Origin of the sequence: Maricaulis sp. (genome assembly GCF_034670125.1) — a bacterium.
Classification (GTDB): Bacteria; Pseudomonadota; Alphaproteobacteria; order Caulobacterales; family Maricaulaceae; genus Maricaulis.
The window spans coordinates 196,099-218,881 of record NZ_JAXMOC010000003.1; the positions used below are offsets into that span (position 1 = coordinate 196,099).

At 63.2% G+C, this 22,783-nt stretch carries 25 protein-coding genes; 12 read left to right on the forward strand and 13 right to left on the reverse strand.

Annotated features, from left to right (window positions below; all coding sequences use genetic code 11):
• Positions 1-107: 107 nt before the first annotated feature.
• Positions 108-833, reverse strand: coding sequence for an acetoacetyl-CoA reductase (gene phbB, locus VOI18_RS07150; protein ID WP_323761712.1), 726 nt, complete (start codon positions 831-833; stop codon positions 108-110).
• A gap of 167 nt (positions 834-1,000) precedes the next feature.
• On the opposite strand from phbB, the gene phaR reads away from it, so the two are divergent.
• Entirely contained in the window at positions 1,001-1,609 is a 609-nt protein-coding gene (gene phaR, locus VOI18_RS07155; RefSeq protein ID WP_323761713.1) for a polyhydroxyalkanoate synthesis repressor PhaR, read from the forward strand.
• A 191-nt stretch (positions 1,610-1,800) separates the two neighbouring features.
• Entirely contained in the window at positions 1,801-2,130 is a 330-nt protein-coding gene (locus VOI18_RS07160; protein ID WP_323761714.1) for a hypothetical protein, read from the forward strand.
• A gap of 83 nt (positions 2,131-2,213) precedes the next feature.
• On the opposite strand, the gene VOI18_RS07165 is transcribed toward VOI18_RS07160, so the two are convergent.
• On the reverse strand, positions 2,214-2,609 hold the full coding sequence (locus VOI18_RS07165; protein ID WP_041636983.1) for a hypothetical protein: 396 nt from the start codon (positions 2,607-2,609) through the stop codon (positions 2,214-2,216).
• A 154-nt stretch (positions 2,610-2,763) separates the two neighbouring features.
• On the reverse strand, positions 2,764-3,510 hold the full coding sequence (locus VOI18_RS07170; protein ID WP_323761715.1) for a glycosyltransferase family 2 protein: 747 nt from the start codon (positions 3,508-3,510) through the stop codon (positions 2,764-2,766).
• A 107-nt stretch (positions 3,511-3,617) separates the two neighbouring features.
• Here VOI18_RS07170 and VOI18_RS07175 point away from each other — a divergent pair, with 107 nt between their 5' ends.
• Entirely contained in the window at positions 3,618-5,477 is a 1,860-nt protein-coding gene (locus VOI18_RS07175; RefSeq protein ID WP_323761716.1) for a glycosyltransferase family 39 protein, read from the forward strand.
• Positions 5,474-6,385 (forward strand): hydroxymethylglutaryl-CoA lyase, encoded by a 912-nt coding sequence (locus tag VOI18_RS07180; protein ID WP_323761717.1) that lies wholly within the window; start codon positions 5,474-5,476, stop codon positions 6,383-6,385. The genes VOI18_RS07175 and VOI18_RS07180 overlap by 4 nt, the downstream gene beginning before the upstream one ends.
• Here the strand turns inward: VOI18_RS07180 and VOI18_RS07185 are convergent.
• The 7 genes from VOI18_RS07185 to cysS form a co-directional block, all read right to left on the reverse strand.
• Entirely contained in the window at positions 6,348-7,421 is a 1,074-nt protein-coding gene (locus VOI18_RS07185; RefSeq protein ID WP_323761718.1) for a glycosyltransferase family 2 protein, read from the reverse strand. The two genes, VOI18_RS07180 and VOI18_RS07185, sit on opposite strands and share 38 nt — an antisense overlap.
• Complete coding sequence (locus VOI18_RS07190; RefSeq protein WP_323761719.1) at positions 7,349-8,572, reverse strand: O-antigen ligase family protein; 1,224 nt, start codon at positions 8,570-8,572, stop codon at positions 7,349-7,351. Before VOI18_RS07190 ends, VOI18_RS07185 begins: the two co-directional genes overlap by 73 nt.
• A gap of 15 nt (positions 8,573-8,587) precedes the next feature.
• Positions 8,588-10,522 carry a threonine--tRNA ligase gene (gene thrS, locus VOI18_RS07195; protein ID WP_323761720.1) on the reverse strand — a complete coding sequence of 645 codons (1,935 nt, stop codon included), beginning with the start codon at positions 10,520-10,522 and terminating at the stop codon, positions 8,588-8,590.
• Positions 10,523-10,524: 2 nt separating this feature from the next.
• Complete coding sequence (gene yidD / locus VOI18_RS07200) at positions 10,525-10,893, reverse strand: membrane protein insertion efficiency factor YidD (RefSeq protein ID WP_323761721.1); 369 nt, start codon at positions 10,891-10,893, stop codon at positions 10,525-10,527.
• Between the two features lie 148 nt (positions 10,894-11,041).
• A complete protein-coding gene (locus VOI18_RS07205) occupies positions 11,042-11,506 on the reverse strand; it encodes an iron-sulfur cluster assembly scaffold protein (protein WP_323761722.1) in 465 nt (154 codons plus the stop codon).
• Between the two features lie 74 nt (positions 11,507-11,580).
• The gene (locus VOI18_RS07210; RefSeq protein WP_323761723.1) at positions 11,581-11,850 is read right to left on the reverse strand and encodes a hypothetical protein; all 270 of its coding nucleotides are present in this window, start codon (positions 11,848-11,850) and stop codon (positions 11,581-11,583) included.
• 4 nt (positions 11,851-11,854) lie between these two features.
• Positions 11,855-13,240 carry a cysteine--tRNA ligase gene (gene cysS, locus VOI18_RS07215; RefSeq protein WP_323761724.1) on the reverse strand — a complete coding sequence of 462 codons (1,386 nt, stop codon included), beginning with the start codon at positions 13,238-13,240 and terminating at the stop codon, positions 11,855-11,857.
• Between the two features lie 233 nt (positions 13,241-13,473).
• Between cysS and folE the strand changes: the two genes are divergently transcribed.
• Positions 13,474-14,091, forward strand: coding sequence for a GTP cyclohydrolase I FolE (gene folE / locus VOI18_RS07220; RefSeq protein WP_416374869.1), 618 nt, complete (start codon positions 13,474-13,476; stop codon positions 14,089-14,091).
• A gap of 5 nt (positions 14,092-14,096) precedes the next feature.
• Here the strand turns inward: folE and VOI18_RS07225 are convergent, their stop codons facing one another.
• Positions 14,097-15,128 carry a hypothetical protein gene (locus VOI18_RS07225; RefSeq protein WP_323761726.1) on the reverse strand — a complete coding sequence of 344 codons (1,032 nt, stop codon included), beginning with the start codon at positions 15,126-15,128 and terminating at the stop codon, positions 14,097-14,099.
• A 58-nt stretch (positions 15,129-15,186) separates the two neighbouring features.
• Between VOI18_RS07225 and VOI18_RS07230 the strand changes: the two genes are divergently transcribed.
• Genes VOI18_RS07230 through VOI18_RS07250 form a run of 5 tightly spaced genes read left to right on the forward strand, consistent with a single transcriptional unit; the run spans position 15,187 to position 18,257 of the window.
• Complete coding sequence (locus tag VOI18_RS07230; protein ID WP_323761727.1) at positions 15,187-15,432, forward strand: hypothetical protein; 246 nt, start codon at positions 15,187-15,189, stop codon at positions 15,430-15,432.
• 43 nt (positions 15,433-15,475) lie between these two features.
• Positions 15,476-16,012: a ubiquinone anaerobic biosynthesis accessory factor UbiT gene (gene ubiT / locus VOI18_RS07235; RefSeq protein WP_323761728.1), complete on the forward strand. Its 537-nt coding sequence runs from the start codon at positions 15,476-15,478 to the stop codon at positions 16,010-16,012.
• Complete coding sequence (gene ubiU, locus VOI18_RS07240) at positions 16,013-17,014, forward strand: ubiquinone anaerobic biosynthesis protein UbiU (protein WP_323761729.1); 1,002 nt, start codon at positions 16,013-16,015, stop codon at positions 17,012-17,014.
• Positions 17,011-17,910 (forward strand): ubiquinone anaerobic biosynthesis protein UbiV, encoded by a 900-nt coding sequence (gene ubiV / locus VOI18_RS07245; protein WP_323761730.1) that lies wholly within the window; start codon positions 17,011-17,013, stop codon positions 17,908-17,910. Before ubiU ends, ubiV begins: the two co-directional genes overlap by 4 nt.
• On the forward strand, positions 17,907-18,257 hold the full coding sequence (locus tag VOI18_RS07250) for a chorismate mutase (RefSeq protein ID WP_323761731.1): 351 nt from the start codon (positions 17,907-17,909) through the stop codon (positions 18,255-18,257). Before ubiV ends, VOI18_RS07250 begins: the two co-directional genes overlap by 4 nt.
• Here VOI18_RS07250 and VOI18_RS07255 read toward each other — a convergent pair.
• Complete coding sequence (locus VOI18_RS07255) at positions 18,220-19,923, reverse strand: alkaline phosphatase D family protein (RefSeq protein ID WP_323761732.1); 1,704 nt, start codon at positions 19,921-19,923, stop codon at positions 18,220-18,222. The genes VOI18_RS07250 and VOI18_RS07255 overlap by 38 nt on opposite strands.
• 262 nt (positions 19,924-20,185) lie before the next feature.
• Between VOI18_RS07255 and VOI18_RS07260 the strand changes: the two genes are divergently transcribed.
• Positions 20,186-21,193 (forward strand): RluA family pseudouridine synthase, encoded by a 1,008-nt coding sequence (locus VOI18_RS07260; RefSeq protein WP_323761733.1) that lies wholly within the window; start codon positions 20,186-20,188, stop codon positions 21,191-21,193.
• Positions 21,194-21,236: 43 nt separating this feature from the next.
• Positions 21,237-22,445 carry a Xaa-Pro peptidase family protein gene (locus tag VOI18_RS07265; RefSeq protein ID WP_323761734.1) on the forward strand — a complete coding sequence of 403 codons (1,209 nt, stop codon included), beginning with the start codon at positions 21,237-21,239 and terminating at the stop codon, positions 22,443-22,445.
• Here VOI18_RS07265 and VOI18_RS07270 read toward each other — a convergent pair.
• Complete coding sequence (locus VOI18_RS07270) at positions 22,442-22,780, reverse strand: multidrug efflux SMR transporter (RefSeq protein ID WP_323761735.1); 339 nt, start codon at positions 22,778-22,780, stop codon at positions 22,442-22,444. The two genes, VOI18_RS07265 and VOI18_RS07270, sit on opposite strands and share 4 nt — an antisense overlap.
• Between the last annotated feature and the right edge of the window lie 3 nt (positions 22,781-22,783).

Genomic DNA, 22,783 nt, shown 5'->3' on the forward strand with positions numbered 1-22,783 from the left:
GCGCCTGCTGTCAAAGCGGCGATCAGTATGGCGATCAACCAACGCGTCATCCCGACACGCATAATGACCGCCAAGACGGCAAATTTGGGGCAGACACCGGATTCATGTCAGGCGAGGTACTGTCCGCCATTGATCGTCAGCGTCGAGCCGGTCACAAATCCCGCCTCTTCACTCGCCAGATAGACGCACAAGGCCCCGATCTCGCCCGCCTCGCCGAGCCGGCCAACCGGAATGCCTGCGACAATGCTTTCGAGCACCTTCTCGGGCACGGCGGCGACCATTTCGGTGTTGATATAGCCCGGCGTGATGCAGTTGACGGTGATCCCCTTGCGGGCCGTTTCCTGGGCGAGCGCCTTGGTGAAACCGATCACGCCGGCCTTGGCGGCCGAGTAATTGACCTGTCCCATCTGACCCTTCTGGCCGTTAATCGACGAGATGTTGATGATACGGCCCCAGCCGCGCTCGCGAAGGCCATCGATCAAGGGTCTCGTCACATTGAACATCGAGCCCAGATCGACATTGATGACCTCGTCCCACTGGGCCTGGCTCATCTTGTGGAACATCGTATCGCGGGTAATTCCGGCATTGTTCACCAGGATATCGATCGGGGCGCCGGCCAGCGCCTCGGCCTCGGCCAGGCCGGCGGCGCTCGATTCGAAGCTGCCCACATCGAATTTGACGACCTTGATACCGGTCTCTTCCGCAAACGCGCGGGCCACGGTTTCATTGCCGGCATAGTTGGCCACCACGGTGTGGCCTGCAGATTTCAACGCGACGCTGATGGCTGCGCCAATGCCGCGCGTACCACCTGTAACCAAAGCCGTTCGTGTCATGATTATCCCCAGGAACCTGTCTGTTTTGCACCGACAGTGGTGCCGATAGCGTTCGCGCTTGCAGCACACCGCCTTGAGCGCGTAAACCCTTACATGAAAATGTAGTGCGCCCAAGTCGAACGCAAAACAATCCCGACAATATTTTCGGCGCAAACAGGGAGTATGTGGTGACAAAATCGACCGGCAAAGCCGCGGGCATCGTGATCAAGAAGTATGCGAACCGCCGCCTCTACGACACCTCCACCAGCCAGTATGTAACGCTTGATTACCTGCGTGACCTGGTAAAGAAGGGCACCGACTTCCAGGTCGTCGACGCCAAGAGTGGCGACGACCTGACCCGGGGCGTGCTGGCCCAGATCATCTTCGAGGAGGAATCCCGCGGCGCCAATCTGCTGCCTGTCGACTTCCTTCGCCAGCTGATCGGCTTCTACGGCGACAGCCTGCAGAGCGTGGTGCCGGGTTATCTGCAGATGTCGATGAACTCCTTCTCGCAACAGCAGGAAGAATTTCGCGACAAGATGACCGACGCGATGGGTTCACCTCAGGCCACCATGGCCATGCTTGAGGAGCAAACGCGACGCAACATGGAATTGTTCAGCCAGACGATGCGGATGTTCACGCCCTTTTCAGCCGGGGCAATGCCGGGAGCCGGTGCGCCGTCCGAGGCGGCGTCGGACGGTGATGCGGCAGCGGGCAAACCCGAGGACCTGTCGGCCCTGCGTGAGGAACTGGATGGTCTGAGAGCCAAGATGGACGAGTTGCTCGACAAAAAGTGATCGCCGGACACTTTTGACGGCCACCTGGCACAACCCTCTCACAGGGTTAATGAAATCGTACCGAAATGAGCCAACCGGTCCGCCTCGCGGGCCGGTTTTGCTTTGCGGCCTGCCCGAAATGCCGCAATTGCGGCCAGAATCGTGATTAACGTCTCGTTAAGAGTTGGCATCCGGCTTGCGATGGAGAGGGCATGACCACGATCCGCAGCGCATATTCTGTCCCGACCCCGACCAGCCGGCGTATTGAGCCGGCCAGTCGTGTGCGCGGTTCGCAGGATCGTCCGCCGCGGCAGGACCGGGCCCTCGTCACCGTCCCGACCCCGCAGACGTCCGAGCGCGACAGCGACCGTTCGTTTGTGAGGGCCCGTCCTGCCACGGCGGAAGTCATGGTCCAGATCATCGGTGATGCCCCGCGTCGCGGCCTCAAGGCGGAGGCCAGCGAGCTCGAACGCTTCCGCCGCACCTACGCAGCCACCAGCGACAAGAAAGCGCCGCCCCCGATGTGGGAGCGGCGCGCATGACAATCGCTGTTGCCCAGGCCCGACGCGTCGGCTTCTGGCTCGATGTGAGCCTGGGCGCTGGACTGCTTTTCGTTCTGCTCTGATCAGCCCTCGCCGCCGACCGCAAGGTCGCGACGGGCCGCCACGATGGTGACGACGAAACCGGCCACGGTATCCATCAACGCCATCAGCGTCAGCAGGAAGAAGGTCGAGGTCGCAAAGTGACCGACCAGCAGGAAAAGCGCCATCGCGATCACGAAGATCATCATGGACAGGCCGTGATTGATGATCGTCGCGGTGCCTGACCCGGCCGCCTTGATCAGCTCCATGAAGAGCATGATCATGCCGAGAATGACCAGAAGATCACCCTTCGAGATGGCCAGAGTGCCGGACACCATGTTCACCTCGAACAAGCCTTCGCTCATGTCGGCGCCGGTCGTGTAGGCAACAATCGTGTAGATGACCACCGGAATGATCAAAAGTGGAAATACGTTGAACATGGAACCTCCCCCATTGCCGCGGCCACCCCGTCTCTGGGCTTGATTGGCCGCCGTCATACCTAACAATACGCCGTTATCCCCGCCACCGGCCATACGACACTCTCCCCGGTTGTGAAGCGGTCACCTGACTCGCTTCGAAAACAACTTGCGCCGCTCAGACTTCATCGCTGCCGCGAGAATTGCGCGCGCGTGAATTTAACCACATCACGCCCATCATGTCTGTCAGTGAGGCGAAAAGACGGCCAAAATTCGTATATTTCGACGTTCCGATGGTGCGGTGACGATGGGTGACCGGCCGGAATTCGCACACATAGCCCTCGCGGATCATCAGAGCTGGCAGGAAACGGTGCTGGTGGTCGAAGAAGGGAAGTTCCAGGTAGGCGGACCGTTTGAAGGCCTTCAACCCACAGCCCGTATCATTGCAGTTGTCGTTGAGCATGGCCTTGCGGAGGCCATTTCCGGCGCGCGAGGCGAATTTCTTCCAGGCGGAATCCTGACGGTTGGCCGAACGGTCTCCGCCAACCAAGGCGAGGTTCTCCGGCGCATCTGAACGGGTCAGCGCATCGATCACCGTCGGCAGGTCCACCGGCGGATTCTGGCCGTCTCCGTCCACCGTGCAAACCACGGCGCCGTGGGCATGCATGATACCGGTGCGGACTGAGCGGGACTGGCCGGCATTGTGCCGATGGGCGATCACCCTGAGCATCGGCAGTTCGGCCTTGGCGTCGACCAGTTCCTGCCGGGTGGTGTCAGTCGAACAATCGTCCACGAACAGGATCTCGAAATCGCGACCGGCAAGGGCCGCTGCAATCTCGCGAGCCAGCGGCACGACATTGCCGGCCTCGTTATAGGCCGGCACAACAACTGAAATATCGGGAGAATTTGGCGCGGATTGGCTCATAGGTGTCTGCTTGAGCTTGCGATAACAGGATGCCCGTTACATACCGGGTTTCACTGAAGACGCGAGGGATTTCTCATCCCGCGCTCCAGCAGAGGGTGTTCGCGGACATGGTCCGAGCCGATTTGATCACCGATCTTGCCCGTGGCGCCCGCGCCTGGTGGATCATCGGCCTGTTGGCAGCGCTGTCGGCTCTCGCTGGCGTCTTCACCCTGCCGCCCATTGATCGGGACGAAAGCCGCTACGCCCAAGCCACCGCCCAGATGCTGGAAACCGGGGACTTCATCGCGATCAATTATCTCGATGAACCACGCAACAAGAAGCCGGTCGGCATCTACTGGCTGCAGGCCGCTGCCGTTGCCCTGACCTCGGACGCTGACGACCGCGAGATCTGGGCTTATCGGCTGCCATCGGTTCTGGGAGCGATCCTGGCCGCACTGGCCGCCTTCTGGGGTGGGCAGAGACTGGTCGGTCGCGAAGCTGCTTTCGCCGGTGCCGCGCTGCTGGCGACGACCGTCCTGCTCGGGATAGAGGGCGGAATAGCCAAGACAGATGCGGTTCTGGTCGGCGTCACGACGCTGGCCATGGCCGCCCTCGCCAATGCCCGCAGCGGGGCCGGGCCGGGCTGGCGAACGGCCTTGCTGTTCTGGTCAGCGATTGGATTGGGCGCCCTGATCAAGGGACCGATAGCCCCGATGGTTGCCGGCCTGACCGCTTTCACCCTGGTCATCTGGGAGCGCAGGATCGGTTGGCTGAAACCGGTTCTGGTCTGGTGGGGACCAATCCTGGCCGGGCTTATCGTCCTGCCATGGCTGATCTCGATCCAGATTGCCACCGATGGTCAATTCCTGCGCGATGCGCTGGTCGGCGATCTTGGCCCCAAGCTGGTGTCGGGGCACGAACAACATGGGGGTCTTCCCGGCTATCATCTTCTGGTTCTTCCCCTCGTCTTCTTCCCGGCAACGCTCTTTCTTGTGCCCGGCGCCGGCCGGGTTGTCGCGGCCCTGCGCGGCGGCGATGAGACACGGGCAAGCAGCGCCCGCTTCCTGATCGCCTGGGCGGTTCCGGCCTGGATCCTGTTCGAGATCCTGCCCACCAAACTCCCCCACTACGTCCTGCCACTATATCCAGCGCTGGCACTGGCTGCAGGCTGGGGACTGTTGGAACTGACCAAAGCCACCCACTGGCAGCGTTGGGCGGGCTGGGCCCTGTTCGCGGTCGGGGCGGCGGCGTTCGCACTCCTCCTGCCCTACTTCTTCATCACCTATGGGAACAACGCCAGCTGGGACGCGATCCGCCTCGCCCAGGCCGGCTTTGAAGGCGGCTTCCAGTTGGGACTGGACCCCTACGCCGCCGCCTGGGTGTTCGGATCGGGTGCGCTCTTCCTGGCCCTGTCAGCGGCGACCCTGACCACCGACCGGTTGCGGCCGGGCGTTCTGGCGCTTGTCTTCGCGGTCCTGTCCGGACTGGGCTGGCAAGTGGCGGCCCGAAGCGGCGCCTTCGCCGAGGCCTATGCGGTCCGCCTGGCCGACCAGGTCCGTGCCGCGCGGGCCTATTCGGAGACGATCACCGGCCTGTCGCCGGACGAAATCGTCACCGCCTCCAGCTTCACCGAACCCAGCCTCGCCTTCTCGCTGGGTACGGATACGGTGTTGGGGACAACGGAGGAAGTGCTGGCGTTCGCTGAAAGCCGGGACGAGCCGACGATGGTGGTGCTGGATTTGTCGCGGGATGACGCGTTGCGCCGCGGGCTCATGAGCTTTTTTGAATGGCGTCGCGACGACGATGAAGCGCTGACATCCATGCAATCATGGATCCAGTTTGAGGACAGTGCCGATGTTTGCCACCTCAGCCTGGCGGCCGGAACGAATTATGCGCGCGGAAGCGAGACAACGTTAGTGCTGGCATGGACAAGATGCGCAGCCGAAAACGAAAACACGCCACACATGCTTCGGAGTGACGACCAATGACCCGCAAGATTGAGATCGTTGAAGTCGGACCGCGGGACGGGTTGCAGAATGACCCGGCGATGATGTCGACGGATACCAAGATCGAGTTCATCGAACGCCTGATCGGCGCCGGGGTGCGGCGCATGGAAGCGGCGAGCTTTGTCCATCCCAAATTGGTTCCGGCGATGGCCGACAGCGATGCAGTGATGCAGCGCGTACCGCGTCAGGACGGGGTGAAATATATCGGCCTGGCGCTCAATGAGCGCGGCATGCGGCGGGCGCTGGAGAATGGCTGCGACGAGGTCAATTACGTCATGGTCGCCTCACCCGGCTTCGGTCTGAAGAACCAGAACGCCACGCCGGAACAAACCGCCGACCTGTTCGACCGCATCGCCGTGCTGGCCCATGACGAGGGCGTGCCCGTCTCGGTGACGGTGTCGGTGGCCTTTGGTGACCCTTTTGATGGCGAGGTTGACCCCCATGTCGTGGCGAGCCTGGCAGCGCGAGCGAAGGCTGCGGGGGCCGTTGAGTTTGCCATGGGCGACACGATCGGCGTGGCCGATCCGTGGACCGTCCGCCGGACCCTCGACTTGGTGCGCGCCCAAAGCGGCGACATGAAGATCCGCATGCATTTTCACAACACGCGCAACACGGCCATGGCCAATATCTTTGCGGCGGTCGAGGCCGGCGTCGATGTCATCGACGCCTCGGTCGGCGGGATTGGCGGCTGCCCGTTTGCGCCTGCCGCAACCGGCAATGTCGCGACCGAGGACGTGGTCTACATGCTCGAACGCGGCGGTTTTGAAACCGGCCTGGACCTCGGCACGCTGATAGACACCGCGAAATGGCTGGAAACTGACGGGTTGAAGCACCCCGTCGACAGCGCCCTGTCTAGAGCGGGCGGCTTTCCGAAACCGTCGACGAACTAGGGGCGCTCGACGGACGGGCCTCTGCGGGCCGGGCTGCGCGGTGCCGCTCGATCCGGCGCAGGCGCGACATGGCCTTTCGGCGGCGGGCCAACAGACGCAGCCGGTTGCGGATCTGAAGCAGGATCACCCGCCCCCAAATCGCCGCGAAGATCGGACCCATCATGGCCATCGTCACCAGGCGTTCGAGTGCCCCCGGATAGTATTTCCAGAAGTACTTGATGAATCCGAGTGCCTTGTGGGTCTCGACAAGGAACGGGTTGGACTGGCTGGTCCCCCCATAATGGACGATGGACGCGCGGGGCTCGAACCAGACCGACCCGCCGCACTCGCGAACCTTGCGACAAATGTCGACATCCTCGACATGCAGGAAATATCGTTCGTCGAAACCGCCCATCTGCAAGAAGCCGCGACGCGGCATCAGCATGGCTGCGCCGGACACAACGGGGACGGGCACGATCGTTTCCGGCAGGTCCTCATTTTCAAGATGCAGCCCCTGGAACGCCGGAACAAAGCGGTCAAGGCCCAGGAAGGTTACCAGGGCCGACCAAGGGGTCAGCTCCCCGCGACGCCCGCCTCGCTGTTCGCTCCCATCCGCATTGACGATCCGCGCGCCGATCGCCCAGATGCTGTCGCCCAGCTCCTTCGCCGAGGCCTTCAGCCGACTGGCCACGCCCTTGGCGAGGATGGCGTCAGGATTGAGGAAGAAGACAACATCCCCGCTCGCCCGTTGCGCCCCGATATTGCAGCCGCGCGAGAATCCGAGGTTCGCGCCGGTTTCGATCAGGACGAAATTGTCCTTGTCGGCCGCCATCGCTCGAAGCGACTGGATCATTTCCGGAGGGTTGCCATGATTGACGAGGACAAATTCATCGACGCCCGGGGCAGCCAGGATCGAGGCGACGGCCTCGACAAGGCGGGGTCCGGTTTGCCAGGAAACCGTGACGACACTCAGACGCGGGTCCGCTACCGCGCCGGTTTCCGGGCCGCGAGAAAGAACACGCTCGTTGCTGCCAACGCCACTGTCCCTTGGTGCCATTCTTGCCAGACCCCATAGGAGAATACGATCAAAGTCACATAAACCACGACCACCCAAGCCACGCCAACAGCCTGCAACCGCGAGAGCTGTTGTGCGGCGGCGATCCGTCCCCCCAAAGCGACAAGTACGCCAGCCAAAAGCGCGGCTCCGACCGCCCCGGTCTCAAGCCAGACGTGCAGAGTGGCATTGTGTGGGTGCAACGGCAAGACCTCGACATTGTGCAGGCGACCGAAGGCATAGACCTCTGCCTCTCCGCTGAGCGGACGCGACGCGTCGAGGCCATAGCCAATCCACGGTTGCTCACGGATCAGATCACCCGTGTAACTCCAGATCTGGAGCCGCCATTCGAAGGAGGCAGGCAGCGCCGCCCGCCAGCTGTCTGGAAGGACATCAATGAGGCCCGGCAGGATGAGCGGCAACACAATCACGCTTCCGGCCAGAAGCCCGAACAGGCTGGCCATCATCGTTCGCGGCCAGAACGCCGCCAGCGCCGCGGCGACCGATCCCAGCACGAAGGCCACCCTGTTCACTTCGGTGTCGAAGCTGAACGATGCGACGCCGCCCAGTACCAGCACACAGGCGCCGATCACCGGCCCGCCTTCGCGCCAGGCGATCAGGGCGACCGGCATGCACATCAGCAATAATGGCACAGTGGCGTGCCCGAGGCTGCGATTGACCAGGATGCTCATTCCGAATTCGGATTGATCGGGATTGTCCTCTGCGGCGAGTTTGAACCCGCGGGTCGCAGCGCCGTCAAACATCGCCTCGGACAACAGGAACAGGCCCAGCGCGATCACCATGAACAGCAGCGCCGCCTCGATCCGACGTTGCCAGGCCCCTTCAACCTGCCCCACCCGCATGGCGAACAGGATGTAGAGCGGCACGCCCAGCCCGGTGCGCCATACCTGACCGGGATCATCATGGGGCGACCACGAAAAGCTGATCAACACCCAGCCAAAAAATGCCACCGCGCCAAACAGGGCCCAGGGTGTCCGCTCGGGCCGCCAGAAAGACGCGTGAACCGGAATGGCGAGAATGGCGAGCAGCGACACCAGCGGCGCAATCAATAGACTGCCGGCGACCCCGAACGGAAAGGCGAAGGCAAAAGCCAGCAAGCCTGCCCATCCCGCCCGGGTATCGCCGCGCTGCATCGCGCTATCCCTTGCCTAGGCCCGCTTGAGGTCGGGCGCCTTGGCGTCCTCACTCAAGCGGCCAATGGCGTCGTCAAGGGACATGATTTCCTGCGTCTTGCCGCCTTCACCCAGGAAACGAAGGGCCAGCGTACCGTCCTCGGCTTCCTTGCGACCGACCACGGCGATGACCGGCACCTTGCCAACGGAATGCTCGCGGACCTTGTAGTTGATTTTCTCGTTGCGCAGATCGGTCTCGGCGTGGAGCCCGGCCTTGAGCATCGCTGCCCTGACCTCTTCGGCGTAGGCGTCAGCATCCGAAGTGATCGTGGCGATCACGACCTGACGCGGTGCCAGCCAGAAGGGCAGCTTGCCGGCATAGCTCTCGATCAACACGCCGAGGAAACGCTCCAGCGACCCCAGGATGGCCCGGTGCAGCATGACGGGACGATGCTTTTCGCTGTCATCGCCGATGAAGCTGGCGTCGAGACGCTCCGGCAGGTTGAAGTCACACTGGATGGTACCCGTCTGCCACTCACGTCCGATCGCATCCTTGACCACGAAGTCGAGCTTGGGACCGTAGAAGGCGCCATCGCCCGGATTGTACTCATACTCCAGTCCGGAGGCCTCGGCGGCAGCCTTCAGCGAGGCTTCCGCCTGGTCCCAGACCTCGTCCGACCCGACCCGCTGTTCCGGGCGATCGGAGAATTTGATCCGCGGCTCTTCAAAGCCGAAATCGGCATAGACGGATTTCAGGAGTTCACAGAAATCGCTGACTTCCGCCGTAATCTGGTCGCTGGTGCAGAAAATGTGGGCGTCGTCCTGGACGAAGCCGCGCACCCGCATCAGCCCGTGCAGCGAGCCGGATGGCTCATAGCGGTGACAGGAGCCAAACTCGGCCATGCGCAGCGGCAGGTCGCGATAGGATTTCTGGCCCTGATTGAACACCTGCACATGGCAGGGGCAGTTCATCGGTTTGACGGCCAGGACTTTTTCTTCCTGGTCGATCGAGGAGATGAACATGTTCTCGCGATACTTGTCCCAGTGGCCCGACGCCTCCCAGAACTTGCGGTCCATCAGCTGCGGCGTCTTGATCTCGACATAGCCGGAGGCCTCGAGTCGGCGACGCATATAGCTGGTGACCGTGCGGTAGAGACGCCAGCCATTGGGGTGCCAGAACACCTGGCCTTGGGCTTCTTCCTGAAAGTGGAAGAGCTCCATCTGCTTGCCGAGTTTGCGGTGGTCGCGCTTCTCGGCCTCTTCGATGCGATGCAGATGCGCCTTGAGTTGCTTGTCATCGGCCCAGGCCGTGCCGTAGATCCGCTGCAGCATGGCGTTGCGGTGATCGCCGCGCCAATAGGCACCGGCCACCTTCATCAGCTTGAACGCCTTGCCGATCTTGCCCGTCGAGGGAAGGTGCGGCCCGAGGCAGAGGTCGAACCAGTCGCCCTGGCGATAGATGGTGATCGTCTCGTCTTCCGGCAGGTCGCGGATCAGCTCGGCCTTGTAGGCCTCGCCCATCTCTTCAAATTTGGCGATGGCGTCGTTGCGATCCCAGATCTCGCGCTCAAACGGCAGGTCGGCATCGACGATGGCCGCCATGCGCTTTTCGATGGCCTCGAAATCATCCGGCGTGAATGGCTCGTCGCGGGCGAAATCGTAATAGAAGCCATCCTCGATCGACGGGCCGATCGTGACCTGGGTACCTGGAAACAATTCCTGCACGGCCTGGGCGAGGATGTGGGCGGTGTCGTGGCGGATGACCTCGAGGGCCTTCTCGTCCTTGCGCGTGATGATGGCCACTTGGGCATCGCCGTCGAGCGGGCGTTTGAGGTCCCAGTCCTGACCATCCACCGTCGCGATGATGGCCGCCTTGGCGAGGGATTTGGAGATATCCGCTGCGAGGTCCAGCGGGCAGGCGCCATCCGGCAATTCGCGTATGGATCCGTCGGGAAGCGTCACATTGATCATGGTCACATGTCCTTGTCGTCGGCGTGGTCTGCCGGCGGAAGCCTGTCGTCCGTCATGCGTCCCGGTTTCGATCTGAATCGCCAGACCGCCCACCAGGGCGCTTGGTTGCGTTCGCGGGGGGCCGGATCGACACCGAATGTGCCGCCGGGCCGGCATCGGCCCAGCCGCCCCAGCGTCAACCAGCCGCCGCGCCAGGGTCCCTGGGCGCGGATCGCGTCCATGGAATAGTGCGAGCAGGTCGGTTCATGCCGGCAGCGGATGCCGAGGGCGTAGAAGACCGGAGACAGGCTCAGCTGATAGGCACGAAGTCCGATCAGCATGATGCCGGCAACCGGGCTTTCCAGCCCCCATCTCCGTTCGCGTGAACGCATATGGAATCAAGCCTTTTAACGTCGCCGTGCGCGCTGTCCACCGTGGACATGAAGCGCGTTTCGCGGACCGCAGTAAAGTATCGGGGTGAGGTAGCTTGCCTTGCGGACCGTCCACCGCCCCCTGCCGGCGTGGCAGGAGCGGACGGCCCTAGCCAGTCAGCGGGGTGTTTTGCGGTGTGGCCGCCCGGCCGCGCGTCGCGGTGGCAGCGGCATCGACAACCGCTTCAAAGGCCAGCATGACCGACTGGTGCCGGGCGGGATAGGCCCGCGCGCTTTCCAGCAGGGCGAGCTCGGCGAAGCGACCCTTGGGGGCCGGCTTGCCCTCTTTCAGCATCGCCTTTAGCTGGTCGCGGGCCCTGACGAGGTCTTTCTGGGACGCGCCGATCACATGGCGACCGAGAATGGCCGCGGAGGCCTGTCCCAGCGCACACGCCTTTACACGCAGGGCCAAATCCCCGACCCGCGTTCCGGCCATCGCGATATCCACCTCGATCTCCGATCCGCACAGCCGCGACACCTTGCGCGCAGACGCGTGCGGCCGGGCGAGACGCCCGATGCGCGGAATATCCGCCGCCAACCGCAGAACGGCATTGGAGTAGAGATCATTGCTCATGTCGGAGACAATTTAGGGAGAAATGCCGGACTGCGCCAGTGCCTCTGCCTGCGAAGCGAGACGACCCGGTCCGATCAGTCCTCCTCGTAATCATCCTCGTCGAGATAGGTCGGCTCGGTCCGGCCCAGCACTTCGGGGATGTCGCCCAGCGGCTCGTCGCCTTCTTCCGGCTCCGGCTCCCAGGCATCCTCGATCTCGACGGCCCAGAAGCCTTCCGACAGGGCCGCACCCTCGGCCAGCTTGGCAGCGGCATCGGCATCGGCAGCGACGACGCCGTAGGAGACGAAACATTCTCCCACGGCGTCCTCGGCCTGAAGCATCACATTGAAGCCCTTGAGCGCCATCGCCCTAACCCAGCTTGCGCCAGGTCGAGCCTTCCGGCCCGTCATCGACCTGAACCTTGAGCGCGTTGAGCTCGTCGCGAACGGCGTCGGCCGTCGGCCAGTCCTTCTCTTCACGCGCGGTTTGGCGGCGGATGATCAGGTCATCGATTTTCGCCCGCTCGGCCGGATCGAGATCGGTGAGGCCGAACCAGGCATCCGGATCCGACTGGCCGAGACCGAGCATGCCGGCCGCCGCCAGCAGCTCACCCTTGGCGCGGGCCTTCTCGACATCGCTGAGCGCCTTGTTGGCATTGCCGGCGAGCTGGAACAGCTCGGACAGGGCCTTGGGCGTGTTGAGATCGTCGTGCAGGGCCTCCAGGAAACCCGCGGGCACATCGCCAGGCGTCGCTTCGACATCGCCGAGACGGCGCAGGACACCATAGATCCGGTCAAGCGAGCGACGGGTCTTGGCCAGCAGGTCTGCCGTCCAGGTCAGCGGCGCACGGTAATGCGCCGTCAGCAGCGCATAGCGCAGCACTTCACCGGGATGATCCTTGATCAGGTCATGCACCAGCTGAACATTGCCCAGTGACTTGGACATCTTGTCGGTGCCCATGGTCAGAAAACCGTTATGCAGCCAGTAATTGGCCATCGGGGCGCCCTTGTGGGCGCAGACCGACTGGGCGATCTCGTTTTCATGGTGCGGGAAGACCAGGTCGGTTCCGCCGCCATGAATGTCGATCGTCTTGCCCAGATGCTTCTCGCTCATCGCCGAGCACTCGAGGTGCCAGCCCGGACGACCACGGCCCCAGGGGCTGTCCCAGCCGGGCTCGTCATCCTTGGCCGGTTTCCACAGCACGAAATCGGCCGGGCTGCGCTTGTAGCTCGCCACTTCGACCCGTGCCCCGGCAATCATCTCGTCGAGATCACGGTTGGAGAGCCGCCCGTATTTCTCGTAGGACGACACGTCGAACAGGACATGACCGTCGGCTTCGTAGGCGTGACCGCTGTAGACGAGGTTTTGCACCATGCCGATCATCTCGGGGATGTGGCCGGTCGCGTGCGGCTCGATGGTCGGCAGGGTGACACCCAGCGTGCCCATGTCGGCCCGGTAGATGTCGGCATAATGGGAGGTGATATCCTCGATCGGCTTGCCGCTCTCGCGCGCCGTCTCGATGATCCTGTCGTCCACATCTGTGATGTTGCGGGCGTAAATCACCTGGTCCTCGCCATAAAGGCGACGCAGGACGCGGAACAGCGTGTCGAAGACGACCGCCGGACGGGCATTGCCGATATGGGCGTAGGAATAGACGGTCGGTCCGCAGACATACATTGTCACCCGGCCAGGATCGGTCGGTTCGAAGTCGCGCTTGCGGCGCGCCATCGTGTCGAAAAGGGTGAGCGAAGTCATGGGGAAACCCGTCTTTGGTCTGGTGTGATACTGAAAAATTTCGTGCCGCATGCGGCACAATGATTGGAAACCGCGCCGCCAGCGCCTAAATAACGCCGTGCGCGCAGGCGCAATAGCACAGGATTACAGGTCGCGGCAGGTTTCATCTGTCATCAATATCCGCGATCCGGAAACCGGAACTACGGTTTGCCCGTAAATGGCAGGCCGACCCGTCAACGAAAGGATCCGCAAGGATGGACGCCATGACCCCTGACGCTGCCCGCTTGGCAGCCGCCGCCAAGACCAAGCCTAGCCGTGAAGAAGCCGAAGCTGCCGTACGCACCCTGATCTCCTGGGCCGGTGATGACCCAAGCCGCGAAGGCCTGCTCGACACGCCCAAGCGCGTGGTCAAGGCCTATGAAGAATGGTTCTCCGGCTACGACGCCGACCCGCTCAAGGCACTCGGCAAGACGTTCGAGGACGTGCAGGGCTATGACGACATGGTCATGCTGACCAATATTGATGTCGAGAGCCATTGCGAACACCACCTCGCGCCGATCATGGGTGTGGCCCATGTCGCCTACCTGCCGTCGAAAGCCGTGGTCGGCATCTCCAAGATCGCCCGCGTGGTGGAGATTTTCTCCAAGCGCATGCAGACGCAGGAGACCATGACCGCCCAGATCGCCGACGCGCTGACCGAAGCGATGGAACCGCGCGGCGTCGCCGTTCTGGTCGATGCCAAGCACCAGTGCATGACCACGCGTGGCGTGCACCACCCGAATGTCTCGACCATCACCACCACCTTCACCGGCGAATTCCGCAATGACCGCGATCTCAAGGATCGCTTCATGCGCCTGGTCGAGCGCGCCTAGGCTAGTCAGTCGCAGCTGAGGGCTGCACGAAGATCGCTCATGGCCCGCTCGGCGCGTTCCAGGCGCTCGAGCGCGGCTATGAACCGCGCGTGCCAGCCAATGGCCTCGTTGATCGCAGCCGGCTCGATGGCGCCGGCCCCGTATGGGGCTGCAGGAAGCGAGGCCAACCCTCGCAGATGAGCGATGCCCGCTTGGAAATCCGACAGGGATGCCGCCTCAATGTCGTCCGGCATGAGCTCCAGAAATCGCGGCGCCTCATCCATTCCCGGATAGTGATTGTCCGGGTTTTCATGCCAAAGCTCGAGTTTCAGATCTTCATAGCCCTCCTGCGCTGCGTGCACCTCATCCAGGATCGACATCCGGGCTGCCAGCAAGGCGTTGAGGCGGCGAAATTCGGCGTCGTCTGGCTCACTAGCCAGAATGTCGGGATCGCAATCAACATCCAGGCCATGGGGGCGTTCGATGTCCCCGGTCTCGTCGGTTTCACAACGGGTATCCCCGCCTTGGCAAGGCTGCGGCTTGTCATTCGCGTCCGCTGCGGATTGCTCGCCTGCCTGAAGCAGATCGTCCACATAGGCGATACCCTCGGCGGTTTGGTCTGCCTGGCTGAACTCAATACCCCGCAGGAAATACCGGGTCTCGCCCGGGGAAAGCCGTTCGCCTGAACGCTCGATTGTGGCATTGGAGGCGCGCAGGCTGTCGCCCGCGAACGTGATTTCACGCAGAAACACTTCGGCCTGAGCGGAGTTGCAAAATAGACTGTTGCCGGAGCAGCGTTCCGTCACATGCCCGACACTCACAGCTCTGGCGTTTTCATGGCCATCGGGCAGCCGCACCGCGACGTCCTGCCATCGTGACGATACGCGCGTGCGCAACAATTCGGCACCATCGAGCTCGATCACGATCTCGGGCGCCCAGCCCGGTGCCTCGCCGCGCAGCTCGACGATGATCAACGGTCGCTCGATCGTCTGGATATCCTGTGCCGAAACACTCCCTGCCAGCAGGCCAAACAGAGCGCCCAACAGATAGCTGCGCATCGCCAATCTCCGTTTCCACGACAGTCAAACTAACCGTCGGGACCGTGAAGACCTAATTTTGACCCCGAAGGCACGCCTGGCCGATGCCTCTCCGGTTGGCAGCGGGCACAAGGCCAACTCCAATCCGCGTGACAGCTTCATGCGCATGGTCGAGCGCGCCGGCGCGCCGCCCGGCAACATCCTTGATACGCCCCACAGCATTGCGATGGGACTTCAACGGTCGCTGCAAACCCGTTCGATGTGCGCGTTTGTCGCATCCGCAATACTTGATAAATATCAATTCAGGAGTGTATCGATGTCATGACAGGGGCCTGAAACGTCAAAGCCCCCAATGAGATCCACGGACCATGCCAGCACGACGAAACATCCATTCCCGTCCTCGCCTGCCCAGCGTGCAGGCCGTGCATACGAGCCTCGTTCAAGGTGCATGCGACGTCATGCTGCTACCGGTGTCGCTGGGCCTGTCGGCCGCCTTGCGCCGGATTTTCCGCAATCGACCCGATGTTTTCGACCGGATGAACCTGTCGCAAGACCGGACCATCTGCATTTCGCCAACCGATATGCCTGTCCGCTTCCTGATCTCGCTGGGCGGGCGCGATCCGCGTGTCCGGGCCGTCGCCTGCCGCGACACCCGGCCGAGTGATGCGAGGATTGAGGCGCCGATCCGGACCTTGATCAATGTCTTCGAAGGCCGCGAGGACGGCGATGCGGTCTTCTTCTCGAACGACCTGTGGATCGAAGGAGACACCGGGCTGGTTGTCGGCTTGCGCAATGCCCTTGAAGAGGCCGAGCTGACACTCGCCGACCTTCTCCCGCTGGATCTCCCGAGCCGGCCTCGCTGGCACGCCGGATCTGATCATCCCGTGCGGCAAGGAGCCCGATGAATGCAACCTTCCCCCTTCGAATTGGTGGCACCTGCCGGCACACCCGCGACACTCAAGGCGGCGGTCCGCGCGGGTGCAGACACTGTTTACTGCGGCCTGCGTGACGAAACCAATGCCCGCAATTTTCCCGGCCTCAACTTCTCTGAAGCCGAGCTGGGGGACGCCGTCGAATTCGCCCATGCGTTCGGCGCCCGTGTGATAGTGGCCATCAATACATTCGCTGCCGCAGGTCATACGGGGCCCTGGAAAAATGCCGTCCGCTGCGCCCGTGAGGCAGGCGCAGACGCGATCGTCGCCGCCGATATCGGTGTGCTGGATCATGCGGCAGAGCGCTATCCCGACCTGCGCCTCCACCTGTCCGTTCAGGCGGCCGCCGGAACAGCCGAAGCGGTCGAGTTCTACGCCCGCCGGTTTGGCGTCAAGCGTGTGGTCTTGCCGCGCATTCTCAGCATTCCCGAAATCGGCACCCTCGCCGCCGAGGTGAATGTCGAGATTGAAGCCTTCGCGTTCGGCGGCCTGTGCGTGATGACCGAGGGGCGCTGCCACCTGTCATCCTTTGTCACCGGGCGGTCACCCAACCTGTCGGGCGTCTGCTCGCCGGCCGAGGCTGTCAGTTACACCCGCGATGCCGAGTACAAGTCAGCGCGGCTGTCGGGCCTCACCATTCAATGCGAAACCCACAGCAAGCCGATCGGATATCCGACCTTGTGCAAAGGAAAGTTCAGTGCAGGCGGCAAGACGGCGCACCTGTTCGAGGACCCGGTCAGCCTGAACACGCTGGACGTCCTTCCCGAGCTTGCCGACGCAGGAGTCACAGCCCTGAAAATCGAGGGTCGCCAACGCGGCAAGGCCTATGTCGAACGGGTCACCCGGGAGTTTCGCAATGCCATTGATCAACTGCAGACGGGGGACGGCAACCGCCTGTCGCAAGCTGCGGCCCTGGACGACATGACGGAAGGGCACCGGTCTACGACCGGCGCATACAGGAAGACGTGGCGATGACCGGATCCATTGAACTCACACTCGGCCCCCTGTTTTTCAACTGGCCGGTTCAGACCCTGGCCGATTTCTACGCACGCATAGCCGACGAATCCGTCATTGATCGCGTTTATGTGGGTGAGGTTGTGTGCGGCAAACGCAGCCCGCTGCTGGAAGCAACCCTGGTGGATGCAGCGGAACGGCTGGAGCGTGCTGGCAAGACCGTAGTCTGGTCCACGCTCTGCTCGCCAACCAACAAGCGCGAACGCAACGCCACCGCAGCGCTGTCCACCTTCGACTCCGAAATCGAGGTCAATGATGTCGGCGCGCTCGCCGCACGGAATGGCAAGGCTTTTACAGCAGGCCCGATGCTCAACATCTACAATGAAACCGCCCTCGCTGCGCTGCAGGATGAGGGCTGCATCCGCTGGTGCCCGCCGGTTGAAATGTCACTCGATGCGATCCGCGCGGTCCATGCCGCACGCCCGGACATTCTGATCGAGCTGTTCGGCTTCGGTCGGCTGCCACTGGCTCATTCCGGTCGCTGCTACCACGCGCGTTTTCACGGTCTGAACAAGGACAGTTGCCGTTATTTCTGTGAAGAGGACCCGGACGGGAAAACCGTCAGCACTGTCGACGGCGCCGCATTTCTTGCCTTCAACGGCCTGCAGACCCTGTCGGACGGCGTTCACCTGGCGACAACACCCTCGTTTGACTTGCGGCGCGCCGGCATCGCCGCCGTGCGCCTGTCACCGCATACGGTTGACATGGTTCGGGTAGCCGCAGTCTTCCGGAGTTTTCTCGACGATCAGATCGCTCCTCCGGAGCTCAAGGATGCGCTGACAGCCGATGTACTCGACCGCCCCGTGGTCAACGGTTATCTCGGCGCGCGGCCGGGCATGGAGTGGTCGACGCAATGACACGGTCGCCGCTCGATCGGGTCCGCCGGGAAATCGACGCCGTCGACGCGGCCCTGGCCAGCCTGCTGGCGCGGCGGCACCGCCTGGTGACCCGGGCGGCGCGACTGAAGGCCTCCTCAAACCTTGCAATCGTTGACGCCGAACGTCAGGAGGCGGTGCTGTCCAATGCCCGTCGGTCGGCTGAACTGCATGGCTTGCCGATCGAGCTCGTCAACCGAATCTGGCCTGCCATGATTGACTTCTGGGTGAGCTATCAAAACAGCCTGTCCCAGCCGACGGGCACGTTGCCGTCCGCGTCCGGTGCCGGCTTCAACCGACGCGCTCCATCGCCGGAACCGCTCCGTTGACCGCAGGAAGCACCCGCCACCGGCTTTCAACGCTGGCGCGATAATCGCGGGTCAGGATATCGCTGACCTTGATGTACTCGGCGTCGGCTGCGTCGGGCGTCAGGGTCAGGCGGATATAGCCGTGATCTTCCATGTTGCAGTGAGCGACATCGGCATTCGCCTCGACCATCATCTGGCCGTAGTCAACGCCGGGTGCCTTGAAACCGGAGAACGGTGACGGGCTGGTCACCGAAGCCGCAACCAGCTCGGTGCCGATCCGGGTGCCATCGCCATCGATGAGGTCATTGGCCCAGAAAGAATGCACATCCCCGGTCAGGGTGATGATGTCGGCATCGACCGCGCGCAAGGCCGCATAGAGCCGATCGCGTTCCACCGGATAGCCATCCCACATGTCCAGACCAAACGGGACCCCGAACCGCGTGCTCATGATGAAATTGCGGGCGAACTCGTTGTTGCGCGTCGCCCACCAGCGCAGCCAGCCGGGCATTTCCGTGGCAAAGTTCGGGAAATCGACGCGCCCCATGATGACCTGGTTGGCGAGAATGCGCCACGGCTTGCCGGCCGCCCTGGAGGCGCCGCAAGCTGACTGGATATCGTCGATCTGATCCGGCCCCAGCAGCGTCCGGTCCTCGTCACCGATGACGTCCCGCTTCCAGGCCGCGACCGCTTCCAGATTGGCGGGGTCGGTGTCGTCGGCATCGGAGGCCAGCGGGAAGCTGTCCAGTCCGACCTGCTCATCGCGAGCGATCAGCCGGCTCTCCAGCAGGCACAGCGTGGCCAGATCACCGATCTCGAAATGACCGCGCCGCTGGCGCAGGTCGTTCTCCGGCTCGCGGACGGGCTGCCAGTCATACCAGGCGCGCAGGGCTGCCAGGCGCCGGTCGGCCCAGGCGCCCTCCTCGCTTTCATCATGGTTCTCGGCACCATCGCGCCAGGCATCATTGGCGGTCTCGTGATCATCCCAAGCCATGATCCAGGGAGCGGCTGCGTGCAGGGCCTGCAGGTCCGGGTCGGATTTGTACTGGGCATGGCGCTCGACATAGTCGGCATGGCTGATGATTTCGTGCGCTGGCGAGGGCACCCGGTTCATGGCTTCCGAATTCCCGGTCGCATACTGCCCGGCCCCGTACTCATAGAAGTAATCACCCAGATGGATGACCAGGTCGAGATCGCCATTGACGGCGGCTTCCCGATAGACGTTGAAATGACCCGCCGGGAAGTTGGAACAGGAGAAGACGCCGATCCGGTACTGGTCCAGCGCGCCTTCCGGCAGGGTGCGGGTTACGCCGATGGGCGAGTACGCGTCATTGAGGCGGAAACGGTAGTAATAGGTCGCGCCAGGCTCGAGGCCGGTCGCCAGGATTTTCAGCGTTCCCAACGGCTGCATCATCACATAGCGGATCGCGTCACCCTGCTCGAAAACAATGTCGGTGAAGGTCTCGTCCCGTGCCACTTCCACCCCGCGGTAGCCACCGCCGTCATTGGTCAGAGCTGTCCACAACATGACGCTGGACTGGTCCGGATCGCCGGACGCCACACCGTGATTGAAATGACCATTGTCGACCGGCTGGAACACGTCCGGTGACTTCGAGCAGGACGAAACGGCGAGGCCAGCGCCGGCGGCACCGATCAGGGCAGTCCGGCGTGTCAGATTTGTCTTGGTCATGATAGGTCCCCACCGCGCCATCGATGCTGGTCGCGTCACATTGAATTCGGGCGCCAGAATGGACGCAGCAGGCGTGGTCTTGCAAGCGCTCGCGCCGCATTGATGGCCGCCAGCGAACAGCCGTGCGTCCCACCGTGATCGGGTTATCCCGCCCGCCCGCTGGCGATGACACTTTGCCTGAACGCGCGTGACAGCTAAGTCACCGGCTGCATGGATCAGCGGACGCGTTGCATTCGGGCATCAGCTGGGAGAGTGTCGCCGCATGACCGATATCGCCGAAACCCGCACACTTGAAGCCGCCGACGAAGATGCCGGGCAGCGCCTGGATCGTTGGCTGGCCGCCTCCGTGGAGTCGCTCTCGCGCTCCCGCCTCAAGACCCTGATTGAAGGCGGTCAGGTTTCGCTGGACGGAATCGCCGTGACAGACCCGTCCGCCAAGGTGATGGCCGGCGGGCTGTATGCCGTCGGCATTCCGGAACCGCGAGCCGATACACCGGTGCCGGAGCCCATGGATCTCGATGTCCTGCACGAGGACGGGCACCTGATCGTGCTCAACAAGCCGGCCGGCCTGTCGGTCCATCCGGCCGCCGGCAACTGGACCGGGACACTGGTGCACGGCCTCCTGCACCACTGCGCCGGGTCCCTGTCCGGCATTGGCGGCGTCGAACGTCCCGGAATCGTGCATCGGCTCGACAAGGAGACCTCCGGCGTCATGGTGGTGGCCAAATCGGATGTGGCGCACAAGGGGCTGAGCATCCAGTTCGCCCGTCACACCGTTGAACGCGCCTATATCGCCTTCACCCGCAACGCGCCCAGCCCGAAGGCGGGGCGGATCGCGACGCAGCTGGCCCGCTCCTCGCGAGACCGCAAGAAGTTCGAGGTTCCGCACGACCCCAATTCGGAAGCCGGCAAGCATGCGATCACCAATTACACCACGCTGAAACGCTTCGGCCAGGCCGAGGGAGCCGCGATCGGGACGGGCATGGCAGCCAAGGTCGAGTGTCGGCTTGAAACCGGTCGCACGCACCAGATCCGTGTCCACATGGCGCATATAAACTGTCCTTTGCTGGGAGACCCGGTCTACGGCCAGAAGCGCGGGCGGCTGCTGGAGTATGATGATGACAGCGGGACGCTGCGCGCCTTTCGCCGCCAGGCCCTCCACGCCGCCATCCTGGGTTTCGAGCATCCGGTGACCGGCGAGGCATTGCGGTTTGAAAGCGAGCTGCCCGACGACATGAAACGCGTCGAGGCGATCCTGGAAACGCTCTGACCGCCGCCGGTCTGAACAGCAGACCCTTTTTCGGGAGACACAAATGCCAGTCAGCTCAATGACACGCGGTGTAGGCGGTTCGACCGCTGAAGCGGAACTCGGACGGCTCACAGACCAACTCAGCCATTGTCAGCCGATATCAACCGAGCGTCTCACCGAACGCCTCGACGCGCTGCGCAAACGCATGAAAACCGCCGGTCTGGATGCGGTCTGGCTCAATGCCGGAACCAATCTGACCTATTATACCGGCCTGCGCTGGCGCGCCTCGGAGCGCCTGGTCGGCGCCCTTGTCACCGCCGATGGCGGTCTGACCTATCTCGGTCCGGCCTTCGAGACCGGCACCTTGGAGGCCTTCATGCAGCTACCGGCCCCGCTGGCTGGCTGGGAAGAGCATGAATCCCCGTTCGCATTGCTGGCCGGCCTCGACGGCGCGAACGGGCGGATCGGGTTGGACCCGACGACACCCTTGGTCACTGCCAACGCCATTTCAGCAGCCTGCGCGGGCGAGACCAGCGATGCCAGCGAGCTCATCCTGTCCGGCCGCATGATCAAGGATGCCGAGGAGATCGCCTTGATGCAGGCAACCAAGACGGCGACACTCGACGTGCATGCTGCGGTCGCACGCGTCCTGCGCCCGGGCATATCCACCGGCGAAGTTACAGACTTCATCCACGCCGCGCACAAGGCCGTCGGCGCACCGGGCGGTTCGACTTTCTGCATCGTCCTGTTCGGGCCGGACACGGCCTTCCCGCACGGTGTCGCCAATCCCAAGACGCTGAATGAAGGCGATATGGTGTTGATCGATACCGGCTGTGCCATTCACGGCTATCAGTCCGACATCACGCGCAGCTATGTGTTCGGTGAGCCGACCGACCATCAGCGCGAGATCTGGGACGCCGAGAAGGCCTGTCAGCTGGCGGCCTTCCAGGCGGCGCAGATCGGGGTCGCCTGCAGCGCGGTCGATGCCGCCGCGCGCACCGAGGCCGAACAGCGGGGGCTGGGTCCCGACTATACCCTGCCCGGCATTCCGCACCGGACCGGTCACGGTATCGGCCTGGACATCCACGAAGGGCCCTACCTGGTCGGCGGGGACGACACACCGCTGGAGGCCGGCATGTGCTTTTCCAACGAGCCGATGATCTGTGTGCCGGGCGAGTTCGGCATCCGGCTGGAGGATCATTTCTACATGACCCCGACCGGTCCGCGCTGGTTCACCGAGCCGTCGCACTCGATCGATGATCCGTTCGGCTAGCTCTCGCCGCTGACCGCCTTCAGGCCGATGATCCCGATCAGGATCAGGGCCAGGAAGAAGAGCCGCATGTGTGTGGCCGGTTCGTTGAAGACGAGAATACCGAGCGTGGCGACGCCGAGCGCCCCGATCCCGGTCCATACCGCGTAGGCGGTGCCGGCGGGCAGGGATTTCATGGCCACCCACAACAGCGCCATCGATGCTGCCAGAACGGCCAGCACCGCCGCATGTTGCCACCAGGGCGCGTCGCTGCGGACATATTTGAAGCCCAGCGCCCAGCCCATCTCGCAAATGCCACCAAGCACCAGCAACGTCCAGGGATTGGTGAGAAACGCCATGCC